This is a genomic window from Ignatzschineria sp. F8392, assembly GCF_002252045.1.
Classification (GTDB): Bacteria; Pseudomonadota; Gammaproteobacteria; order Cardiobacteriales; family Wohlfahrtiimonadaceae; genus Ignatzschineria.
Genome location: NZ_NEFF01000009.1, coordinates 13,062 through 34,997 on the forward strand (window position 1 = coordinate 13,062; position 21,936 = coordinate 34,997).

A 21,936-nucleotide genomic window follows, 5' to 3' on the forward strand; every position below is an offset into this window, starting at 1 on the left:
CTAATATTAGTTTAAGATCGGTCGATATTTCAATAATGTTTTTAGCCCATTTTTCAGTAGCACTACTGTTGAAGGATGTTGCAATCTATTGATTAACCACCTGTCATCGACATGATTCGTTTAATTTTAGTTGCATCTGTTCTGAATTCATGTTTTTGGGGCTTAAGATCGATTGCTTCTCTAATCGCCTTTTGAAGTTCTTCATCACTACAATGATCTCTAAGCATCTCCCTTAAGGGGTAAGCTTCCTCTTGTCCGAGACACATATAGAGGGTGCCATCGACAGCAAGACGAACACGATTACAGCTATCACAAAAGTGTTGACTCAATGGGGTGATTAATCCAAAAGTGAAAGAACCATCTGGCGATTGGTAATATCGAGCTGGCCCCTGTCCGAGTTTTTGTGGAGCATCTACTAAACCATATTTAACTTTTAAGGTCTCTAGTAGTTTGGTGAGGTCTTTTCCTTCTGTACTTTGTCCGGTTATTCCCATTGGCATTGCTTCAATCAAGCGAAGAACTAAGCCATTGTCGATACAGAATTGGATCATTTTGTCGATATCCTGATCATTGATTCCAATCATCGGTACCATGTTGATCTTAATCATTTCAAAGCCCGCATCGATTGCGGCAAAGATTCCTCTTTTAACTTTATCGATACAATCATTGCCTGTAATTTGGTGGACAGTGAGGGGATTGAGTGAATCGAGGCTAATATTAAGACGGTCAAGTCCCGCCTCTTTTAGGGGTTTTGCTAGGCGTTCGAGTTGTGTTGCGTTTGTGGTCATAGAGAGATCTTTTATGGTGGGGATCTCTTTCATTCGTGCAATGAGCTCGGTGACATCCTTTCTTAAAAGAGGCTCACCGCCGGTGATGCGGTAGTGATCGGTTCCCATTGCTGAAAAAGCTTTAACAACGCGAATAATCTCATCAAATGTGAGCCAATTTTTATTGACCTCAAAACCTTTAAACCCTTTAGGGATGCAGTAGGTGCAGCGAAGGTCGCATCGATCTGTCACTGAGATTCGTACATAATCAATTTTACGACCAAACTGATCAATTAACATTTATTAAAATCTCCCTGAAATGGATTGCTATTAGAAGCATTGAGAAACATTGAGATGGGATAGATGATCTACATAATAAGTGGTGTTTAATAAGGTATCTCATCTAGCGCCATCTAGGATTATTCTAGTGTGATCTCATGCTTAGCAAGTTCAATAAGTTTGCCTCTAGAGCGAGTTTTATAGAGACTCAGCTCTATGAGGGATCTCTTAAAAGAGCTACTAAAGATTGAGGTCTTTAATACATTTTGCAATTGTTTCGATCTTTTTCATCTGTGTGAACTCTTTTCGATAGACAAGTGCAACTTTCCGCGTAGGTACGGGCTCTGTAAATGGGATGTAGTGAAGTAACTCACTCAAATGATCATCTGTTAATGCATATTTAGGGAGTACTGAAATTTGATGGCCAGCTGCCACAATATTGCGAATAGTCTCAAGTGAGTGATGATGAGAGCTTGTTGCATTGATCTCTTTGCAGCGATCAAGTACTTGATCACGAAAGCAGTGACCAATATTGAGAAGCAGCGGATCATATTCATGAATCTCATCGGGCGAGATCACCTCTTTCTCATTGAGGGGATGCTCTTTAGGGGTTATCACAAAGAAAGGTTCTTCATAAAGCTCTATCACCTCAAAGGTTGGATCAGCAATAGGAAGTGCAAGAATTGCGGCATCGATCTCACCTGTCTTTAACATTGGGAGAAGATTGTCCGTCATATTTTCAAAGAGGTTGAGTTGTAGCTCGGGTGCAGCCTCTCTTAAAAGAGGAATCATTCTAGGAAGAAGATAGGGTGCAATAGTGAAGATAATCCCGAGATTGAAACGACCCTCTATTGAATCGGATTCTTTACTCAAAGAGAGCAATTCATCAACAAGCTCAAAAATTTTGCGAGCTTTGGGAAGTGCTTTTTCACCTTCAGGCGTAAGAAGAACCTCATTAGTGGTTCGTTCAAAGAGTGAGACATCCATCGAGGCTTCAAGGTTTTTTATCCCAATAGATAATGCCGGTTGAGAGATAAAACACTTTTGCGCTGCTCGGCCAAAATGCCGCTCTTCCGCAACCGCAATGAAGTAACGAAGTTCATTTAATTTCATGCATTATTCCCATAAGTAACATTAATGTAGTGAATGATTTACATACTAACATATTTGCATTAAGGTGATTCTAATTAAGCATAAATCCCATGTTTATCAGCCCTTGATGCGCTATTGAAATGTGAAAGATTGATCAGGTTACAAATTGCGCGAAATGGAGAAAAATGGGCTATAATGAGGGAAATTTCTTTCTTTTTAATTTCCTATTAATTTTAGACGACTTAAGTGAGCGATAACAATGAAACTAATCGATAAGTTTAGAGAGACGTCGGCACTCTACGGTGCAAACCAGACTTATGTCGAAGAGATGTTTGAATCATATCTCGAAGATCCAAGTTCTGTATCTGCACAATGGCAGGCCTATTTTGCCGACTTTAAAAATAGTCAAGGCGAGGATGTAGCTCAAGGACCTGTTAAGCGTGCTTTTGAGCAGATGCGTCACCAAGGGGTGCGAGTGCAATCTGCGGGTGTGGATGAAGCACATCTTGAGAAGCAAGTTGCAGTACTCAATTTAATTGGCGAATATCGCCGTAGAGGGCATCAAGTAGCAGACTTATGCCCTCTTAATTTACGTGATATCCCTAATGTGCCTGAACTCAATCCCGGTCATTATGGTTTAACTGAAATGGATATGGGCACAACCTTTAAAACAGGTGGATTAGCGGGCAAATCAGAGATGACGCTTCGTGATATCTTAGATGTTTTAAAGAAAACTTATACCGGACATATTGGTGCTGAGTTTGAGCATATCACTAAAGATGCAGAGCGCGACTGGATTAGAACGCGTTTAGAAGAGGTTCAAGATCATTATCGTTTAAGTGATGAAGAGCGTATTGAGACCTTAAAAGAGTTGATCTCAGCAGATGGATTAGAGCGTTATCTTCATACTCGTTATGTTGGACAAAAACGCTTCTCATTAGAGGGTGGGGATGCTTTAATTCCGATGCTCCATGAGATGGTCGTAGGTGCTTCCAATTTTGGTGCGGAAGAGATCGTGATCGGGATGGCTCATCGTGGTCGTCTTAATACCTTAGTTAATATCTTAGGAAAAGCTCCTAAACAGCTCTTTGCAGAGTTTGAGGGCGTTCCAACCTTCTCGAAAGGTTCTGGCGACGTAAAATATCATATGGGGTACTCCTCCTCAGTGATCGCATCGCCCGATAATCCTCCTGTGCATCTTGCGCTTGCATTTAACCCTTCTCACCTTGAGATTGTAAATCCTGTTGTGGAAGGATCTGTTCGTGCACGTTTAGAGCGTCGTATTGAGCCAGGCACACCCACAGGACATCTCCCATTTAATACTGTGCTTCCTGTGTTGATTCATGGTGATGCAGCATTTGCAGGACAAGGAATTGTTCTTGAGACGCTCCAGATGTCTCAAGCTCGTGGTTATACAACCGGGGGAACAGTTCATATTGTTGTCAATAACCGTGTTGGTTTTACAACATCAAATCCGCTAGATGCGCGTTCATCTGAGTATTGTACTGATGCGGCGAAGATTGTTCAGGCGCCTGTTTTACATGTAAATGGTGATGATCCTGAAGCGGTGAAGCATGTGATGCAATTAGCCTTGGGCTATCGTAATACCTTCCATAAAGATGTTGTGATCGATTTAGTCTGCTACCGTAAATTAGGTCATAACGAAGCTGATGAGCCAAGTGCAACACAGCCGATGATGTATAAGAAAGTGCGTAATCATAAGACCCCAGCACGTATCTATGCAGATCACCTTATCGCTCAAGGATTGATTACGGAAGAAGACTTTAAAAACTTCACACAAGAGTATCGCGATAAGTTGGAAGAGGGTACACCTGTTGGATTCCCAACTGTTGAGTCGATCAATAGTTCCTATATGCAGAAGTGGGAAAAGATCTCAAAAATGCATGATCGCTTTGATGAAGAGGGTCCCGTTGTTCCTGAAACAGGTGTTGTTCCTTCAAGAATCACCGAGCTTACCCGCATTATGAATCAATTGCCTGAGAGCTTAAAACTCCATAATCGTGTTCAAAGAATTCACGATAATCGCCTTAAAATGGGTGAGGGTGAGTTAGAGATCGATTGGGGCTTTGCTGAGATTATGGCGTATGCAACTCTTCTTGAAGAGGGCTATCCTATCCGTATTACAGGGCAGGACTCAGGACGTGGAACATTCTTCCATCGTCATGCGGTTTATCACAATCAGGAAGATGGTAGTAGCTATATTCCGCTTCAGCATCTGACAAAGGATCAAGCAAACTTTACCGTTATTGACTCTATTCTTTCAGAAGCTGGCGTTTTAGGTTTTGAATATGGTTATGCCTCGACTGAACCTAATGCGCTTGTGATCTGGGAAGCGCAATTTGGTGACTTCGTGAATGGCGCACAGGTGGTTATCGACCAATTTATCGCCTCAGGTGAGACAAAATGGCGTCGCTATAATGGTCTTGTAATGTTGCTTCCTCATGGATATGAAGGTCAAGGACCTGAGCATTCATCGGCACGTCCTGAGCGTTTCTTAGAGCTCTGTGCAGAGAATAATATGAGTTTTGTTGTGCCGACAACGCCGGCACAGGCTTTCCATATGTTCCGTCGTCAGATGCATCAAGATTATCGTAAGCCATTAATTGTGATGTCACCTAAGAGCTTATTACGCCATCGTCAAGCAGTGAGCACTTTAGAAGAGCTTGCAACGGGCACTTTCCGTTCGGTCTTATCAGAGATTGATGCAATTGATGCAGCGAAGGTAGAACGTGTGGTGATCAGTGTTGGTAAGATCTACTATGATGCAAGAGATCGCAGAGCTGCGGTGAATGATGAAAAAACAGCAATCATTCGTTTAGAAGAGATCTATCCATTCCCAGCGGCGGCATTAGCTGCAGAGCTTGCAAAGTATCCTAATGCGAAAGAGGTAATCTTCTTGCAGGATGAACCTAGAAACCAAGGATATGCGACCTTCGTCTATCCGCATTTAATTGAGTTATTAGGTGATAAGCATGCTTTAAGGTTTGTGACTCGTCCGGCAGCAGCTGCGCCTGCAGTGGGATATAGTCATGTTCATGCAGAGCAGGAGAAAGCGCTTCTTGACGCAATCTTTCCAACCGAGTAATGATTGATTGTCGATTAGGGGGCTCCTAGTGGAGCTCCTTACTTATCAACAGTTATCAACAGAATTAAAAGCTTCATTAAAAGTTTATATAACAGTTATATATTTATACATAGGAGAAAATCCATGAGTGTTGAAATTAAAGTTCCGGTATTACCAGAGTCAGTTGCTGATGCATTACTCTCTGCTTGGCATAAACAAGTAGGTGAGTTTATTGAAGAGGGTGAGAACCTTGTTGATCTTGAGACTGACAAAGTGATGTTAGAAGTTCCTGCAACAGTGAGCGGCGTTCTTAAAGAGATCAAAGTTGAAGAGGGCACAGATGTTACAGAAGGAACTGTTTTAGCAATTATCGAAGCTGGCGAAGCACCTAAGGCAGAAGCAGCGCCTAAAGCAGAAGAGAGCAGTGCGGCCGCCACTGTTGAGAGTGATGAAGAAGTGGGAATGTCACCAACTGTTCGTCGCTTAGTTGAAGAGAATAACCTTGATATTAGCAAGATCCCGGCAACCGGCAAAAATGGTCGTCATCTTAAAGAAGATATTGAAAACTTCTTGAAAAATGGTGGTGCGAAAGCGGCACCTGCAGCGAGTAAAGCAGCGCCAGTTGCTTCTGTTCCAACCGGTGAGCGTGTTGAAAAGCGTGTACCGATGACGCGTCTTCGTGCCCGTATTGCAGAGCGTCTTCTTGACGCTACAAATAGCACAGCAATGTTAACAACATTCAACGAGATCAACATGGAACCTGTGATCTCGATGCGTAAGAAGTATCAAGATCGTTTCACTAAGACCCATGGTGTAAAACTTGGTTTTATGTCTTTCTTTGTTAAGGCAGCAGTTGAAGCACTTAAGAAGTATCCAGCTGTTAATGCTTCGATTGATGGTAATGATATTATCTATCATGGTTATTTCGATATCGGTATTGCCGTCTCTTCACCACGTGGTTTAGTGGTGCCAATTATTCGTAATGCAGATCAATTAAGCCTTGCTGATATTGAGAAGCAAATTATTGAATATGCAACAAAAGCGAAAGAGGGTACTTTAACTATCGAAGAGATGACAGGTGGTACATTTACAATCACAAATGGTGGTGTATTTGGCTCAATGCTCTCAACGCCGATTATCAACCCACCACAAAGTGGTATTTTAGGTATGCACAATACTTATGAGCGTCCAATTGTTAAAGATGGTCAAATTATTGCTGCACCGATGATGTATGTTGCTCACTCATATGACCATAGAATCATCGATGGTGCTGAAGCAGTTGGATTCTTAGTCTCAATCAAAGAATCAATCGAAGACCCAGCAAGTATGCTTCTTGAACTCTAATCAGTGAAGAAGCAATAGAGCTTTAGTGGGTAGTAACAATTATAGATATTAGAGAAGATCCTTTATTGACCTTTTATCGATAAAGGATCTTTTTCAAGGAGAATATTTTATGGCGAAGAAAGAATTTGATGTCATCGTAATCGGTGGTGGTCCTGCAGGTTATGTTAATGCCATTCGTGCAGCTCAATTGGGTTTAAAAGTTGCCTGTGTTGAAAAATGGATTGGCAAATCAGGAAAGCCTGTTTTAGGTGGGACCTGTCTTAACGTAGGTTGTATTCCTTCTAAGGCACTGCTTGAGTCATCAGCACTCTATGAAGCAGCGAAAGATCACGGTGCAGATCACGGTATCTCTGTTGAAGGGATTAAAATGGATCCTAAGGCAATGATTGCTCGTAAAGATAAGATTGTCTCTGAATTAACTGCGGGTATTTCGATGTTGTTCCAAGCGAATAAGGTTGAGTGGCTACAAGGTACAGGAAAGTTATTAAAAGATAATGTTGTTGAAGTCACTGATCATGACGGTAAAGTTGAAACCTATAAAGCAAAAGATGTTGTTTTAGCGACCGGTTCTGTACCGATGGATATTCCATCTGCAGTAGTCGATAATCAGCGTATTTTAGATTCTGAAGGTGCTCTTGACCTAGAGGTTGTACCGAAGCGTTTAGGCGTCATTGGCGCTGGTGTTATCGGTCTTGAGATGGCAAGTGTCTGGTCCCGTTTAGGTGCTGAAGTTGTTATTTTTGAAGCGATGGATAAGTTCCTTTCAGCGGCAGATCAGCAGATTGCAAAAGATGCAGCTAAGCACTTTAAGAAGCAAGGTTTAGATATTCGCCTTGGTGCTCGTGTGAATGAGTCAGTCGCAACGGATGATGGTGTTACTGTTAAATATAGTGACAAAAGTGGTGAGCATGAAGAGAAGTTTGACTACTTATTAGTTGCTGTAGGCCGTAAAGCATTCACAGATGGAATTGTGGATGAGACGGTAGGTCTTGAGATGGATGGTCGTTTAGTTAAAGTCGACGATCAGTGTCAGACCAATATTCCACATGTTTGGGCGATTGGTGACCTTGTTCGTGGACCTATGTTAGCGCATAAAGGTTCTGCAGAAGGTATTGCTGTGGCGCAACGCATTGCTGGTCAATATGCTCGTGTTAATTATGATGCGGTGCCATGGGTGATCTATACTCATCCTGAGATTGCATGGGCAGGTAAAACTGAAGAGCAATGTAAAGCAGATGGTATCGAAGTGATTACTAGCTCCTTCCCATTTGCAGCATCAGGTCGTGCAAAAGCGATGGGATCAACGGAAGGTTTAGTGAAAGTGATTGCTGATGCAAAAACAGATAAGTTATTAGGGGTGCATATTGTAGGCCCTAATGCATCAGAGTTGATTCATGAAGCTGTGATTGTTTTAGAGTTTGGTGGTACTTCAGAAGATATCGCAAGCACAATGCATGCGCATCCAACACTTGCAGAGAGTGTTATGGAAGCGGCGCATGGTATTCATAAAAGCGCAATTCATATGATGAATCGAAAATAGTATGGAGCAAAAATAGTTAGCAAGGTTTGAGGTGAGCACTTAAAAAGATTGAATGAAGTATTCCGTTGATCTTACATTTTGATCTTACTCATCTCTCATCGTAGTTAATTATGGTCCCTATAAACGAAGAGTAAGCACTACTTCTTGATAAGAGGTAGTGCTTTTTTATCGATTGCTAGAGTGTGATTGTTAGATTGAAATATTTCATAACTTGATATGGTTCGATATATCTCGATATTGAGCGCGCAATTTTATTAAAAATCTCTTTATAGATAGGTCTTAATGGTACTATAACTCATTGATATATATGAATAGTATTATTAAATCTCATTGTTGATCAATAATAGATCAAAAAAAGTGTGGGATCTGTTTGACATACTTTAGTGTTCATACTATTATAGTCACCTGTTCACGAGGAGAAGCTTCCAAGAGAATAGATTTAGTCCCTATCGTCTAGCGGTTAGGACACTGCCCTTTCACGGCGGCAACCGGGGTTCGAATCCCCGTAGGGACGCCAAATATAAAGCCTACTGATTATATCAGTAGGCTTTTTTGGTTTCTAGAGGTATTCATTTATATTGTATGCATTGATATTTAATAAGTGATATTTAAGTGATATTTAGTTAGTAAGTAGATCTATCTGGATCTATCCGGATCTATTACAGAGCTGATCTCGATGAGATGAGATATCAGAAATAGGAGAGTTATAGATGGCAAAAATTTTTATATGTAAAGTGGATGATCTTACAGCAGGAGAGATGCGTAAGTTTGAAACGGAAATAGGTGAACTCCTTGTCTTTAATCGAGAAGAGGAATACTTTGTAACGGATGATCAATGTACCCATGCAACAGCCTCTCTCTCTGAAGGTGATTATTTTGATGACACGATCAGCTGTCCATTGCATTGGGGAGAGTTTAATATTATGACAGGGGAAGCAACAGCGGCTCCTTGTAAGAAACCACTCCGTACCTATCGTGTCTTAGTGGAGGGCAATGAGGTCTATATCGATAGTGAATTAGAGGCAGAGGCTGCAATGCTTAAATAGAGGATCGGTAGAAGGTCGTCATAGATCGAGAAGTTGGTAAACCATAGAATGGAACAGAAGAAGAGCCTAAAGGGCTCTTTTTTTATTTCCTTATAGATTTCTTATAGATCCCTATAGATCATTAAAATGATATTGGAGATTGTACAAAATAGAAAATAAAGGGTATATAAGAGATAGGGCTATAGTAAGTCTTTAAGTTCGATAGTAGTCGGATAAAATGACAAGATTGAGCAGCAGTTTTAACTCACTCTTGTTGAAGTTTAGTTTTAAAGAGGAGATGTGACAAGGGTTAATAGTGTGCCGGGATTGAGTCATCAATCTTGAGTCTGATCATCAATAATAAAAAAGAATCATTAAAGAGAAATGATCGAAAAGGTCGGAAAGATCAGTAGCGCTATTAGAGATTGATCACATTATCCTATTTTATGTGGGTGGTGCCCTTAACTTTAGGAGGAGAAGATGTTTACATTTATCGGCGGTATATTACTGCTTATTATAGGTTACTTCACTTATGGGAAGTATGTAGAGAAGGTCTTTGGAGTGAAAGAGAGGCCTACACCGGCATATACGAGTAGCGATGGTGTTGACTACGTACCGATGAATACGGCTAAAAACTCATTGATTCAGTTACTCAATATTGCCGGCGTCGGTCCGATTTTCGGCCCGATTTTGGGAGCGCTTTATGGCCCCGTTGCTTTTATCTGGATCGTCTTTGGTTGTATTTTAGCCGGAGGAGTTCATGATTATTTAACGGGAATGATCTCGATTCGAAATCGTGGGGCTCATCTTCCTGAACTTGCGGAAAAGTTTTTAGGAAAATCGATGCGCCATATTGTCAATGCCTTTGCCTTACTGCTGCTTGTTCTTGTAGGAACGGTGTTTGTTTCGGCTCCAGGACAGTTACTCTATGATCTGATGGGCGGTAAAGTTGGTCTCGCAATTATAGTTGGTATTATCTTTATCTACTATGTTTTAGCAACGCTATTGCCGATCGACAAGATCATCGGGCGCTTCTATCCCTTCTTCGGGATGCTCTTAGTTTTAAGTGCTATCGGTATTGGTGTTGGTTTAGTTGTTACAGGGCAGGCGGGCAATATTCCTGAGTTGACCTTAGATAATCTTCATCCTGGTGGTCTTGCGATCTTCCCGTTACTCTTTTTGACAATCTCTTGCGGGGCACTTTCAGGTTTCCATGCAACGCAATCGCCTATTATTTCACGTACAACTAAGAATGAAGGGCATGGGCGAAAAATTTTCTACGGCATGATGATTGCAGAAGGTGTTATTGCAATGATCTGGGCTGCGGCAGCGATGGCGATGTTCTATGATCCAGTAGCACCTTTTGGCGAGGGATTAAATGCGGTATTGAAAGAAGGTGGTCCGGCATTAGTCGTTAGTAAAGTGGCTGTTATGATGTTAGGTGGTGTAGGAGGAACAATAGCGATTTTAGGTGTGATTATCCTTCCCATTACCTCTGGTGATACCGCATTTAGAAGTGCAAGAATGATTATTGCGGATTATCTTAAGATTGGACAAGATAAGGTCGGCAAGCGTCTTTGGATTGCTCTTCCAATGTTTGTTATCTCTGCTATTCTTCTTCAGCTCGATTTTAATATTTTATGGCGTTACTTCTCATGGGCGAATCAATCGACAGCAGTGATAGCGCTCTTTGTAGGGGCGATGTATCTCTATATTGGCGGTAAGAATTACTGGATCTCACTATTGCCGGGAATTTTTATGTTATTAGCGACAACTACCTATATTTTAGAGCAGCCGATCGGCTTTGGTCTCTCGACAGAGATCTCTCAGATCGGAGCGGTGATTATCTCAATTGCGCTTGTTGCACTCTTTTTCTGGCAAGCAAAACGTCAAAGAGCATGTGGACTGCCTTTAGAAGAAGATTTAACAGGTTGGGATGGCACGATGAAAGAGGGTGGCTATGACTTCACCTGTAAAGGCTTATAATCTCTTATATTTTATGATCACGACTTTAAACGCACTTTAAGTGAATTTTAATAATGTGAATAGTAGGGTAAAGAGTATTAGATAAGTATTAGATATGTATTAGATAAAACTCCCGGATAATTCTGGGAGTTTTTTTAATGGGAGAAATGGGAGAAATGAGAAGGTGAGAGGAGGAGATATGAAGATTGTGATTGCTCCAGATTCATATAAGGAGAGCTTATCTGCTCTTGAGGTAGCGCAATTGATTCAAAAAGGGTTCTCTCTCCATTATCCAATGGCAGAGTATCATTTAGTGCCGATTGCAGATGGTGGGGAAGGGACAATCGATGCAGTGATCAGAGCAACTCAGGGGCAAAGAGTGATGCTCTCTGTAATGGGACCGTTAGGTCAGCCGGTAGAGGCATCTTATGCAATTACTGGTGATGGAAAGAGCGCTGTGATTGAGATGGCAGAAGCTAGTGGATTAGCGCATGTTCCATTAGCGCAACGAGATCCGCGAATAACAACGAGCTTTGGAACGGGTGAGTTGATCAAAGATGCATTAGCGCGAGGCATTCGACATATTATTTTAGGTTTAGGGGGGAGTGCGACTAATGATGGTGGTGCCGGCATGTTAGCGGCGCTAGGTCTACAGTTGTTGGATGCAAAAGGGAATCTACTCCCTTTAGGCGGACTCTCTTTAAAAGAGCTCGCCTTTATCGATAGTAGATATTTTGATCCGGCTATTAAGGAGTGCCATTTTGAGGTTGCTTGTGATGTGGATACTGTATTGATAGGAGAGCAGGGCGCTTCAGCAATTTTTGGTCCACAAAAGGGTGCAACGGCGGAGATGGTTTCTCAGTTAGATAATGCGCTAGCCCATTATGCAAAGATCGTTGCGCAGACATTAGCGTGTGATGTGCAAGCTATTCAAAATCATGCAGGAAGTGGTGCGGCCGGTGGAATGGGATTTGCAGCCCTCACTTTTCTCCAAGGTAGATTGAGGCCGGGGATAGCGCTTGTTTTGGATTTGATCAATTTTGCGGCATTGATCGCCGATGCCGATCTTGTTATTACCGGAGAAGGAAAAATAGATCGACAAACTCTCCATGGTAAAGCACCAATAGGGGTTGCAAGGATCGCTAAAGCGCATAATATTCCGGTCATAGCGATCGCCGGCAGCCTTGGAGATGGAGCTCATCTTGTAAAAGAGGCGGGAGTTGATGCGCTTGTGAGTATTCTCAATTCTCCTTGTACGTTAGAAGAAGCATACCTAGAGAGTAGGAAGAATCTTGAGCAAACGGCAGAGAATGTAGCGGCAATATTAAAAGTCGGTAAGATGTTATAGATCATCTATTAGGGTTCTCTATCATGATTATCTGTCAAGAGTCCCTATCAACAAGAGGAGAGAGAAATGTTAGAGGAATTTGGGTTGGAAATCACGATTTTTATTAAACTAATCGTAGGAATGATCGGTGTTCTTCTCTATTTGCGCGTATCGGGTAAATCACAAATGTCTCAGATGACGCCGGCAGATATCGTTAGCTCCTTTGTGATCGGCGCGATCGTCGGAGGGACAATCTATGCACCTAATCTATCTGTCTGGTATATGATTTTTGGCCTTATGGCCTGGACTGTCGTGAGTTATGCACTCCATCTATTGACTAAAATCCCCTTCTTTTATCGGCTTTTTTATGGTTCGGTCACCTTCATTGTGAAAGGTGGGGCATTGCAACTTGATGAGATGCGTCGTAATAAAATGGATGCTGAACAATTGACTGCAAAATTGCGAGAGCAACGTATTTTTAGTCTGATGGATGTTGATGATGTGAGATTAGAGACAGATGGACAGATGACAGTTTTTCTTAAGACAGAGAAAGTGCGGGGATTTCTCTTGATTAGCGAAGGCAATATTTTAGAGGAGAATCTTAAAGATGCCGGCAAAAGTGAGGCGTGGCTTCAGGAGGAGTTGGGGAAAATAGGGATTCAGGAGATAGAATCTCTCTATTGTGTTGAGTGGACACCGGGTCGTGGCGTGATGGTAGTTGATGACAAGGGTAAGACGATAACTGTTACAGAGTAGGTAGTTGTAGAATCACCTTCTTGAAAATAGATCTTGAAGGTGATGTACGGTGATAGATTACGTTACCTGTTTGTCTCTACTCTCTTTTGATTAAACATCTCTTGAACAAAATCGACCTCTCCCGTCTCTACTTTATAGAAAGCGCCGACGATACCGATCTCTCCAGATTGATACATCTCTTTTAGAACGCTACTTTTATCGAGAATATGCTCAATGGTATGTTCCACATTATGAAGCGCCACTTTATCAACTGCTTCTTTGGAGGCGATATCGATCCCTTGATGCGCTTTTTTCACATGTTCAATGGAGGGTTTTACTTTGGCCAAAAGATTGGTAAGGTGCCCTAGTTCAGTTCCTTTACAGGCCCCTGTAATTGCTCCACAGTGAGTATGACCAAGCACAACAATCAATTTTGAGCCTGCCAATTTACAGGCAAATTCCATCGAGCCGATAATATCATCATTAAGAACATTGCCGGCAATGCGAACACTAAAGATATCGCCTAAACCTTGGTCGAAGATCAGCTCGGCCGAGGTTCGGCTATCGATACAGCTGAGGATAATGGCAAAAGGAAACTGCCCCTCTTTTGTTTCATTCACTTGTTCTAAAAGATTGCTGTGAGCCTTTAAGTTAGCAACGAATCGTTTATTTCCCTCTTTTAAGAAGGAGAGGGCTAGCTCAGGGGTTAATGATTTTTGGTCTTCGATATTATGTAATCTCATTCTTCAACTTCTCTCTATTAAGGTAGAATCACCAGAAGTGGATATAAGGTGATTAACAATTACTCAGTCTACCTTGGTTTAGATTGAAAAAAGAGTAAATGAAAATTATTCTTACAAAAAATGATCAATTTTTAAGCATGATATGGTGCTATCTCTTTGAATCAGAAACAGGAAGCAGAAAAAGTTGAATCGGCTCTTTTTCACTGGAATTGATAGTGGGATGGGCTCTAATTCAATAGATAGATGAGGTAGTAGAGCCCAAAGTAAAATGCCACAATAACCACCAAAGAGAGTACCACAATTGTGGCAAGGTAGATTATCTTAAAAAGTATCTTTTTAAGGATAGATTGAGATTGAATCTCTTTATTTTTATGATGTTTCGTCATGTGGTGATATCCCCCCTCAATTTTTGTAATGATTGTTATTTAGAGAATAGAAAGCATGATGCTTATTGTCTTTGCCGGGCTTTGGTGATGCTCAGCTCAAACTCTTAAAAGCTTCTATCGCTCTAAGGCGGCTACTTTTTAGATCAACAATGGCATGCTTTTGCACTTTATGAATCTGTTTGTTATCTAAATGAGCTAATTCCGGACACCATTGACGAATAAAATCCCCATTGGGATCAAATCGCTCAGATTGGGTGACAGGATTAAAGATTCTAAAATAGGGTACGGCATCGGTTCCGGTAGAGGCAGACCATTGCCAACCTCCATTATTAGCAGCAAAGTCACCATCGATGAGGTTCTGCATAAACCAAGCTTCCCCTTTACGCCAATCGATTAAGAGATTTTTGGTGAGAAACATTGCGGTAATCATGCGCCCACGATTATGCATCCAACCGGTTGTTTTCAGTTGCCTCATAAAAGCATCCACAATGGGGATGCCGGTCTCTCCCTTTTTCCAGGCCTCAAAGTCGGTTTCATTCTCACGCCATTGGATATTTTCTGTCTTTTCCTGGAAGGCTCTATTTCTAGAGACTTGAGGGAAGTTCCACATGATATGGTAATAAAATTCTCGCCAATAGAGTTCATTCATCCAAGTTAAAATTCCTTCATCTCCCGCGTGAAAATCACCTTCATTGATCATCAATGCTTCTTGAAGGAGGGTTTTAACGGAGATCACACCGAGTGCGAGATAGGGTGATAGACGACTCGTTCCTTCAATGGCAGGAAAGTCCCGATGAGCATGATAGAGGAAAATATCTTCCTTTAAAAAGTTCTGAAAAACCTCAAAAGCGGCGTCTTCACCAGCTTGATAGGCTAAATTATCAAATGCCTCATAAGGATTAACAGAGAGATCATCGCTTGTAATATCTAGCTTATTTTGCGTGGGAATTTCAAAATGATTCTCAAAACGTTGATATTGCAAAACGTCGATTAAGCGTCTTTTGAAGGCGGTAAAGACTTTGTAAGGTCTATTTTCACCATTTAAGATGGAGCCCAATTTTACTAAGGTCTTATCGTGACAAGGATAGATATCTAAGAGATGTTTTTTTAATTGTCGATACACCGCCCGATCTCTTGCAACCTCATTAACGCCGACTTCATGATTAAAATAGAGTGAGGAGATCTGATAAGCTTCCATCACTTGCAGTATGCGCGTCGGAATCTCCGCCCAAGAATTAACTTCTACGATCTTTAAAGGAATATTCCTACTATCGAGTGCTTTTTGCAATGCTTGTAAGTTTCGCCACATAAAAGCGAGTTTCAGCTTCGCATCATGATGCGCTTCCCATTCTTTATGAGAGACAATAAAAAGTGCAACTGTTTCCTGATTTTCAGTCGCCCTATAGAGCGCCTCATTATCATGAACTCTTAAATCAGATCGAAACCACATTAAAGATCGCATAATAGCTCTGAATCCTATTTAAAATGAGAGAATGGGATGATAAAGAATAGACTATAACCTTCCGGTAGTTTATGCGAGGTTTTTATTAAAATCTGTTGCTTGATGGAGTAGGAGCCTAGAGTAAGACATGCTTTAATCTCTATAAAGGGGGTTCAAAGGAGATTGTTTAGAGAGATTTTGTTATTCAATTTCTGCCAAGTATCCCGCTGTAATCCTTTTTAAAATAATACCGATGATAAGTAGAGTTTTCTCGCATGATTTACCTAGGAGAACTTTATACTTTTAAATGATATTAAAAAGGTGAGAGTTACAGTTTATTAATATAACAACCCAATATTCTCATTAATTTTATTTTTAATCATCACAGCAGTATTCTCAGAGATAACATATTTTCCACCAGACAACGCCCCTAATCGACTTTTAATAATGTCAATCATTGCGTCAATCACAATTTCACTTTTCTTCGGATCCAAGCCTGAATTTTTAGCCAAATTAATGAGGTTTTCACGCTTGATTTTATAAGCCTCGCCTTCCACATCCATTTGAATGATAGCCATTCAGTCCAGGATTATAAGTTAAATCATAAGCAGGTGATAATGCCCATTCACCATTCTGATTCATCAGATATGAGAAGTTTTTAGTATGATCATCACGATTATTCATGCATACATTAAACACACAATATTTGAATGCCTTTTCAACTTCTTGCTCATTCTTCGTCATGAATCTTGTCATACGCAAATAAATGCCATAACTACAATTAGGAATGCGAAAATTAGCATGCAATGCACCTGCTAAGCTATGCATCGGAATACGCATATCATTCAAGCGATCAAAACGTTTCATACCAATAGCTGCGATCTTATCATTCACATGAAAGACTTTTGATTCAGGCACAGGTAAACCACATAATTCCGCTGTATCTAGGTAGAATTTTTCTATTTCACAAACTTCAATATCTTCATCTTGCGCGTTAAACTTCACCAGCCATGGTTCACCGCCATCAATCGGCTGATTGCTCATCTGCTCAGTGGTAGGGTGGTAATAAACTTGTGATTTTGGTCTCGCTCCTTGCGGTGATCCGCCAATCATCACCAATGTTTCTAGCACATCTACATCTTGGCCCGTCTGCACTGCCGCCATCTGCTCAGCAATATCCGCTAAGCTCATTTTTTGTACTTCCATGATCACATCGGAACTTGGACGATACGAGAATGTGCCCATAGTTTGATCTCCTAAGCATGCTAAGCGTTCTAATGGATTAATTTGATCAGGATTCTTGTCAAATTCTTTTTTAAAAAAACGATCCATCAACAACAAACCCCAACCATTGTAATAAACACTGATTTTATATAAATTTTTCATGAATTATTTCCTCGGTTTGGAGGCTCTTTGGCGCGGTTTAGGATTGTTCATTGCTTCAAACTCTTGAATAGAGATATTTTTTTTCACTAAAATATCCGATAGATCATTCACAAAGCCTAGGGCCGTCAATACACGAATGAATACGCCCAAACTTGATCCTTCGCCTTTTTCTAAGCGTTGCAGTGTTGCCACGCCAATGCCGGACCTCTTGGCTAAATCAACTTGAGTAATATTTTTCTGTATTCTCTGCTGAGCTATTCTTCTACCTAGCTCCTGAGAAATTTCTGACTCTGTTGCAAAATCAAATTGCATCTTAATAACCTCACTCTTATAAAACATTATAAATGATCTATTATGCGCTTTATAATGATTTAAAGCATCATTTATGAGTGTTTAGGCAAGGAATAATCAGTATAAGTATTATTAACATTGATCCAACATTGATCCAAATTCTTGTGCAGATACAGCAAAGCCCGCTAAATAGCGGGCTTTCACAATCATGATTGGTGGAGGCGGCGGGATTTGAACCCGCGTCCGAGAACTATCCATTCTTGGTACTACATGTTTAGCCGTATCTTTAATTTAACTTCACATCGTCCGACCGGCAGGAGATGCAAAGCTGTTCTAAGTTAAGTTTCGCAAAATACCCCTTAGAAATGATATTTCACTATTTCGTTTAAGTTGACTGATGATAATACCGAACGAACACAGTATTATGATCAGTTAGCAGACTAAGCTGCTAAAGCGTAGTTGTTATCGTTTGCAACTATACAATTTGCCGCGTTTTTACAAGACTCTCGACCATCTTGACATGCACCTCAAACTTCAACATCCCCGTCGAATCCAAGAACGCCCCCGTTTAAGTTGATAGACTATTATAGCGAATCGCTTGGTTTTATGCAATATTCAATGATTTAGTTTCTATTTAGCTTCTAATTTAGCTTTTATTACTGAGGTCAGGATTTTTTTCTAGAAGCTCTTTAAGCGCAAGTTCTGCAGGTAGAAATTGTGCCATGCTCGGATCTTGTAGAAGTGCAATAGCTCTAGGTAGATCTTTAGGGCTTTCGGGACGTGATTTCATCAAAAGTTTTGCCAGTTCTAAGCGCGCAGCTTGATGATTTCCGGCGATAGCTGCTTCATAAAATCGAGCTGCTTTTGCTGCATCTGTGCCGATTACAACATCATTTGCATACATGTAACCAACTTTAAAGAGCAATTCACTGTTCTCTTTTGTGGGGGATAATTTTAGAATTGTTTCTTCTAGTTTTTTAATTTCTGCTACTGCTTTAGGCTCTTCTCTTCTTGAGAGGAGGAAATAGCGGAGAGCGAGTGCTCTATCAGTTGTGGCCTCTCCCTTCTCAAGTTCGATTAATCCAAGATAGAAGAGAGCACGATTATATTTTTTATCAGCGGCCTTCTGTAGATATTTTGTCGCTTTTTGATGATCTTTCGTAACATATTGACCTTCATAATAGAAGGTACCTAAGCGGCAGAGTTCAATGCGATTATTGAAGGCTGCGGAGAGCCGTGTAAATAGATATTCAAGCATAGTCGTTAATGTCGTTACCGTAATTGATTGTCATGTGGAGTAGGAAGTGTATCGCGCTCTTTTCTAGCTTATTTTGTAGAGTAACTTTTTAGTACGAGCTCATAGCGTTTTCCCTTTTCATAATAAGCGATTAATGCCGGGAGGAAGAGTTCTTTGGGTGCAAGGCCTAATTCAACACGATCATCTCCTTCGCCACTTGCATAGAGGATAATAGGGGTTCTTTTACCATTAATATACCCCTCCTTCTCCCCCACTTTAACAAAAGGTGGGCGCTGATAAACCTTTTTACCATTGGTTGTCTGAATTTTTTCATTTAATGGCGCATGATTGAGTGTGGCTTGCCATGCTGTAGTGAAGAAATCTTGAGCTAATGTTGTCATCTCTGCCGATAGATTCTGTTCTCCTCGGCCGTAATGGATTTTTTTGTGAGTAAGGTCGAAGCGAGCACTTGCATAGTTTTTGCCGCCTCTGATATCTGTAAAGGAGTGGGTAATAAGACGTTTTCCATCAACACTTCCGATACTGGTAAACTCCATTTTTTTAAAAGGAATGTTGACGGTTGTTTCGAGGCGATACTCACTATTGTTGTGGGTGAAGGTCATAGAGGCTGGCACTTGAAATGGACCTACAAAGTTGAGGTGGACTTGAGCAGGGAGTGGTTCGGCGTGAGCGGCATGAGTGAAAAGCGCAAAAAAAGATAGTGTAAAAATAAGTAGTAAGCGCATAAGCATATGGTCTGACCTCTTAAATATATAGGAAGGCTAAGCCATCCTTGTTATGATGAAATAGACTCAGGAATGAGTCATATTTAGAATCTATATAATATTATTATACTGCGAAGAGGAGATGCGCATGCAACCTAATTTACGTCAAAGACATTTTTTAAAACTACTCGATTTTTCTAAAGAAGAGATTCTCTATCTTGTAGGGCTTGCAGAGGAGCTTAAAAAAGCGAAGCGAGCAGGAATGGAGCAACGACGATTAATAGGCAAAAATATCGCACTCATCTTCGAAAAATCATCAACACGTACCCGTTGTGCTTCAGAAGTTGCTGCGGCGGATCAGGGTGCGGCAACTAGTTATCTCGGGAGTGATGGGACTCAGATTGGTACAAAAGAGTCGATGAAAGATACCGCGCGGGTATTGGGAGATATGTATGATGCGATTTTATATCGTGGATTTAGTCAAGATGTTTTAGAGAATGAGTTAGCAGCTTATGCCGGCGTTCCTGTCTATAATGGCCTGACTGATGAGTTTCACCCAACACAGATGCTTGCCGACCTTTTAACCATGAAAGAGAGTAGCGATAAGCCGATTAGTGATTTTAGTTATGCCTATCTTGGTGATGCGCGAAATAATATGGGAAATTCTCATCTTGTAATGGCAGCAAAGTTAGGTGTTGATTTTCGTGTTGGAGCGCCGAAGCATCTTTGGCCAGAGGCAGATCTTATTGCTAAATGCCAAGAGCTCGCTAAAGTAAGTGGTGCGACATTGACATTTACTGATAGTGCCGAGGAAGCAGTCAAAGGGGTTGACTTTATCCATACTGATGTTTGGGTTTCAATGGGAGAATCTGAAGATGCATGGCGTGAGCGTATCGCTCTTCTACAGCCTTACCAAGTCAATGGTCAATTAATGCAAGCAACAGGAAATAAACATACTAAATTTATGCACTGTTTGCCGGCATTCCATAATCGTGAAACTTCTGTTGGAGAATGGATTTATCAAACATTTGGTCTTGATGGTGTAGAGGTTACAGAAGAGGTGTTTGAAGGGCCTCAGGCTATTCAGTTTCAGCAAGCCGGTAATAGAATGCACACGATCAAAGCGATTATGGTGGCAACTTTAGGATAGATCTATTTAGGATCTGGTTTAGCTAGCTGATTAGTCATTTAATCATTTAGTTATTATCTTGTGTAAAAAAATCTCGCTCCATCTAGATAAGCCTGAACTGAATACTTGTTAAATATCGATTGAAACATTTATCAACTGTTTCTCTGTTATTTGCATCAAGTATTCAAGTACTTATTAAGGAGATGGGCGAGATCTTTTGTATGAGATCTTTTCTAGAATCTCGATTTTATCTATTCGACTCTCTATTGCTCTCTTAAATACTAGTATTAAGACGACGGAGAAGTTCACTCGCTTCTGCAGGCGGATAGTTTTGGACGATATTGAGTGCTCGTGGAGCGATACGGTCACCTTGTACCGCAGCTTGTTGGAAGAGGCTACGAGCTTTCTCATAGTCAGCAGGGAAGTCAGCTCTATTTTGCGTATAGAGCATACCTAAGCGATAAGCAGCATGTGGTTGGGTCGGTGCAGCAAGTTGATAGTAGTGTGCCGCAGCGGGGATATTAACTATAGAGCCTTGTCCTGCTTCTAGCATCGTTCCTGCATTAAGTGCTGCTCGGCTGTTACCTGCTTGTGCAGATCTTTGAAAATAGTTGAGTGCGAGTTCTGGATTTTTGGCAGCCCCTTGTCCACTGTAATAGATCATTCCAAGGTTATAGAGAGCGTTGGCGTTTCCTTGCTCTGCTGCTTTCTCCCAATAATATTTCGCTTTTGTTAAATCTTGAGGAACCTCGGCACCTTGAGCATATTTATTGCCAAGATAATATTGTGCATACATATCTCCATGATCGGCATATTGCGGTAGCTCAGAGGCGGAGAGTGTTCTCATCTTCTCTATATGCTCGGGGGAGATCTGTTTTGGGGTGCTGCTCTGAGTTGTTGAATTGTTCAATGACAGACAGCCCGTCAGGAGAGTTGCTAATAATATAGGAGCAAGGGTGCGCTTGATCATAATTTAAAATCCTTTACGAGTAGATGGAATAAAATAATGTTTATTTAGTTTTATTAATATAAGTTAGCTACAGTTTAACTTAATTGTATAAGGAGTTCTTCTGAAATTAAAATCAGCCACAAGGCAATTTTTTGAAAAAGAGGTTGAGCTGTCGGGAGATTCTAAAGATTCTTAGAGTGTCTGCTTCATCTGAAATAATGAACTGAAATAAAGAAAATGGAAGGGAGGAAAGGTGGGAGGAATATAAGTTGAATTCGGGGAAAGAAAAAACTTTAAAGAATTCAAAAAAAGAGTTGCAAATAAAACCAAAAGGGGTAAGATACACCACTCATTCAGACGGCAACGTTGAAGATGATTCGGTAGAAGCCCAGTTCTCTAGTAGTTTCTTTGCTTCTCTCTTTAAAGTTTAAGTTCAGTTTTTAGTAGTCTTTAAAATTGAATCGGTGCTTAAAAAGAAGTCAAAAATAAA

General features: G+C 40.9%; 19 protein-coding genes, 1 tRNA gene and 1 other RNA gene. 9 read left to right on the forward strand and 12 right to left on the reverse strand.

Annotated features, from left to right (window positions below; genetic code table 11):
* Positions 1-92 precede the first annotated feature (92 nt).
* Together moaA and B9T19_RS10155 are read right to left on the reverse strand one after the other, a co-directional pair.
* Positions 93-1,067 carry a GTP 3',8-cyclase MoaA gene (moaA, locus tag B9T19_RS10150; RefSeq protein WP_094568518.1) on the reverse strand — a complete coding sequence of 325 codons (975 nt, stop codon included), beginning with the start codon at positions 1,065-1,067 and terminating at the stop codon, positions 93-95.
* A 219-nt stretch (positions 1,068-1,286) separates the two neighbouring features.
* On the reverse strand, positions 1,287-2,159 hold the full coding sequence (locus B9T19_RS10155; RefSeq protein WP_094568519.1) for a LysR substrate-binding domain-containing protein: 873 nt from the start codon (positions 2,157-2,159) through the stop codon (positions 1,287-1,289).
* Positions 2,160-2,397: 238 nt separating this feature from the next.
* Here B9T19_RS10155 and B9T19_RS10160 point away from each other — a divergent pair, with 238 nt between their 5' ends.
* The 8 genes from B9T19_RS10160 (at position 2,398) to B9T19_RS10195 (ending at position 13,180) form a co-directional block, all read left to right on the forward strand.
* Positions 2,398-5,244 (forward strand): 2-oxoglutarate dehydrogenase E1 component, encoded by a 2,847-nt coding sequence (locus B9T19_RS10160; protein WP_094568520.1) that lies wholly within the window; start codon positions 2,398-2,400, stop codon positions 5,242-5,244.
* A 123-nt stretch (positions 5,245-5,367) separates the two neighbouring features.
* A complete protein-coding gene (gene odhB / locus B9T19_RS10165; protein ID WP_094568521.1) occupies positions 5,368-6,567 on the forward strand; it encodes a 2-oxoglutarate dehydrogenase complex dihydrolipoyllysine-residue succinyltransferase in 1,200 nt (399 codons plus the stop codon).
* Between the two features lie 109 nt (positions 6,568-6,676).
* On the forward strand, positions 6,677-8,107 hold the full coding sequence (lpdA, locus tag B9T19_RS10170) for a dihydrolipoyl dehydrogenase (RefSeq protein ID WP_094568522.1): 1,431 nt from the start codon (positions 6,677-6,679) through the stop codon (positions 8,105-8,107).
* 442 nt (positions 8,108-8,549) lie between these two features.
* A tRNA-Glu gene (locus B9T19_RS10175) sits at positions 8,550-8,624 on the forward strand.
* A 193-nt stretch (positions 8,625-8,817) separates the two neighbouring features.
* Positions 8,818-9,153, forward strand: coding sequence for a non-heme iron oxygenase ferredoxin subunit (locus B9T19_RS10180; protein WP_094568523.1), 336 nt, complete (start codon positions 8,818-8,820; stop codon positions 9,151-9,153).
* Positions 9,154-9,612: 459 nt separating this feature from the next.
* Entirely contained in the window at positions 9,613-11,118 is a 1,506-nt protein-coding gene (locus B9T19_RS10185; RefSeq protein ID WP_094568524.1) for a carbon starvation protein A, read from the forward strand.
* A gap of 178 nt (positions 11,119-11,296) precedes the next feature.
* Positions 11,297-12,445 (forward strand): glycerate kinase, encoded by a 1,149-nt coding sequence (locus B9T19_RS10190; protein ID WP_094568525.1) that lies wholly within the window; start codon positions 11,297-11,299, stop codon positions 12,443-12,445.
* A gap of 66 nt (positions 12,446-12,511) precedes the next feature.
* A complete protein-coding gene (locus B9T19_RS10195; protein ID WP_094568526.1) occupies positions 12,512-13,180 on the forward strand; it encodes a DUF421 domain-containing protein in 669 nt (222 codons plus the stop codon).
* Between the two features lie 62 nt (positions 13,181-13,242).
* On the opposite strand, the gene B9T19_RS10200 is transcribed toward B9T19_RS10195, so the two are convergent.
* From B9T19_RS10200 to B9T19_RS10235, 9 genes are all read right to left on the reverse strand, one after another.
* Entirely contained in the window at positions 13,243-13,902 is a 660-nt protein-coding gene (locus tag B9T19_RS10200; RefSeq protein WP_094568527.1) for a carbonic anhydrase family protein, read from the reverse strand.
* A gap of 227 nt (positions 13,903-14,129) precedes the next feature.
* Entirely contained in the window at positions 14,130-14,288 is a 159-nt protein-coding gene (locus tag B9T19_RS10660) for a hypothetical protein (RefSeq protein ID WP_158214399.1), read from the reverse strand.
* 91 nt (positions 14,289-14,379) lie between these two features.
* On the reverse strand, positions 14,380-15,750 hold the full coding sequence (locus B9T19_RS10205) for a deoxyribodipyrimidine photo-lyase (RefSeq protein ID WP_094568528.1): 1,371 nt from the start codon (positions 15,748-15,750) through the stop codon (positions 14,380-14,382).
* 317 nt (positions 15,751-16,067) lie between these two features.
* Positions 16,068-16,292: a hypothetical protein gene (locus tag B9T19_RS10210; protein WP_094568529.1), complete on the reverse strand. Its 225-nt coding sequence runs from the start codon at positions 16,290-16,292 to the stop codon at positions 16,068-16,070.
* Positions 16,267-17,115, reverse strand: coding sequence for a type II toxin-antitoxin system HipA family toxin (locus tag B9T19_RS10215; protein ID WP_094568530.1), 849 nt, complete (start codon positions 17,113-17,115; stop codon positions 16,267-16,269). The genes B9T19_RS10210 and B9T19_RS10215 overlap by 26 nt, the downstream gene beginning before the upstream one ends.
* Positions 17,116-17,118: 3 nt before the next feature.
* Positions 17,119-17,427 carry a helix-turn-helix domain-containing protein gene (locus B9T19_RS10220; RefSeq protein ID WP_158214400.1) on the reverse strand — a complete coding sequence of 103 codons (309 nt, stop codon included), beginning with the start codon at positions 17,425-17,427 and terminating at the stop codon, positions 17,119-17,121.
* A 192-nt stretch (positions 17,428-17,619) separates the two neighbouring features.
* Positions 17,620-17,972, reverse strand: a transfer-messenger RNA (tmRNA) gene (gene ssrA / locus B9T19_RS10225).
* 80 nt (positions 17,973-18,052) lie between these two features.
* Positions 18,053-18,664 carry a tetratricopeptide repeat protein gene (locus B9T19_RS10230; protein WP_094568532.1) on the reverse strand — a complete coding sequence of 204 codons (612 nt, stop codon included), beginning with the start codon at positions 18,662-18,664 and terminating at the stop codon, positions 18,053-18,055.
* Positions 18,665-18,732: 68 nt separating this feature from the next.
* Positions 18,733-19,395: a hypothetical protein gene (locus B9T19_RS10235; RefSeq protein WP_094568533.1), complete on the reverse strand. Its 663-nt coding sequence runs from the start codon at positions 19,393-19,395 to the stop codon at positions 18,733-18,735.
* Between the two features lie 121 nt (positions 19,396-19,516).
* Here B9T19_RS10235 and argF point away from each other — a divergent pair, with 121 nt between their 5' ends.
* Complete coding sequence (argF, locus tag B9T19_RS10240) at positions 19,517-20,518, forward strand: ornithine carbamoyltransferase (RefSeq protein WP_094568534.1); 1,002 nt, start codon at positions 19,517-19,519, stop codon at positions 20,516-20,518.
* A 253-nt stretch (positions 20,519-20,771) separates the two neighbouring features.
* On the opposite strand, the gene B9T19_RS10245 is transcribed toward argF, so the two are convergent.
* Positions 20,772-21,467 (reverse strand): tetratricopeptide repeat protein, encoded by a 696-nt coding sequence (locus tag B9T19_RS10245; RefSeq protein ID WP_094568535.1) that lies wholly within the window; start codon positions 21,465-21,467, stop codon positions 20,772-20,774.
* Between the last annotated feature and the right edge of the window lie 469 nt (positions 21,468-21,936).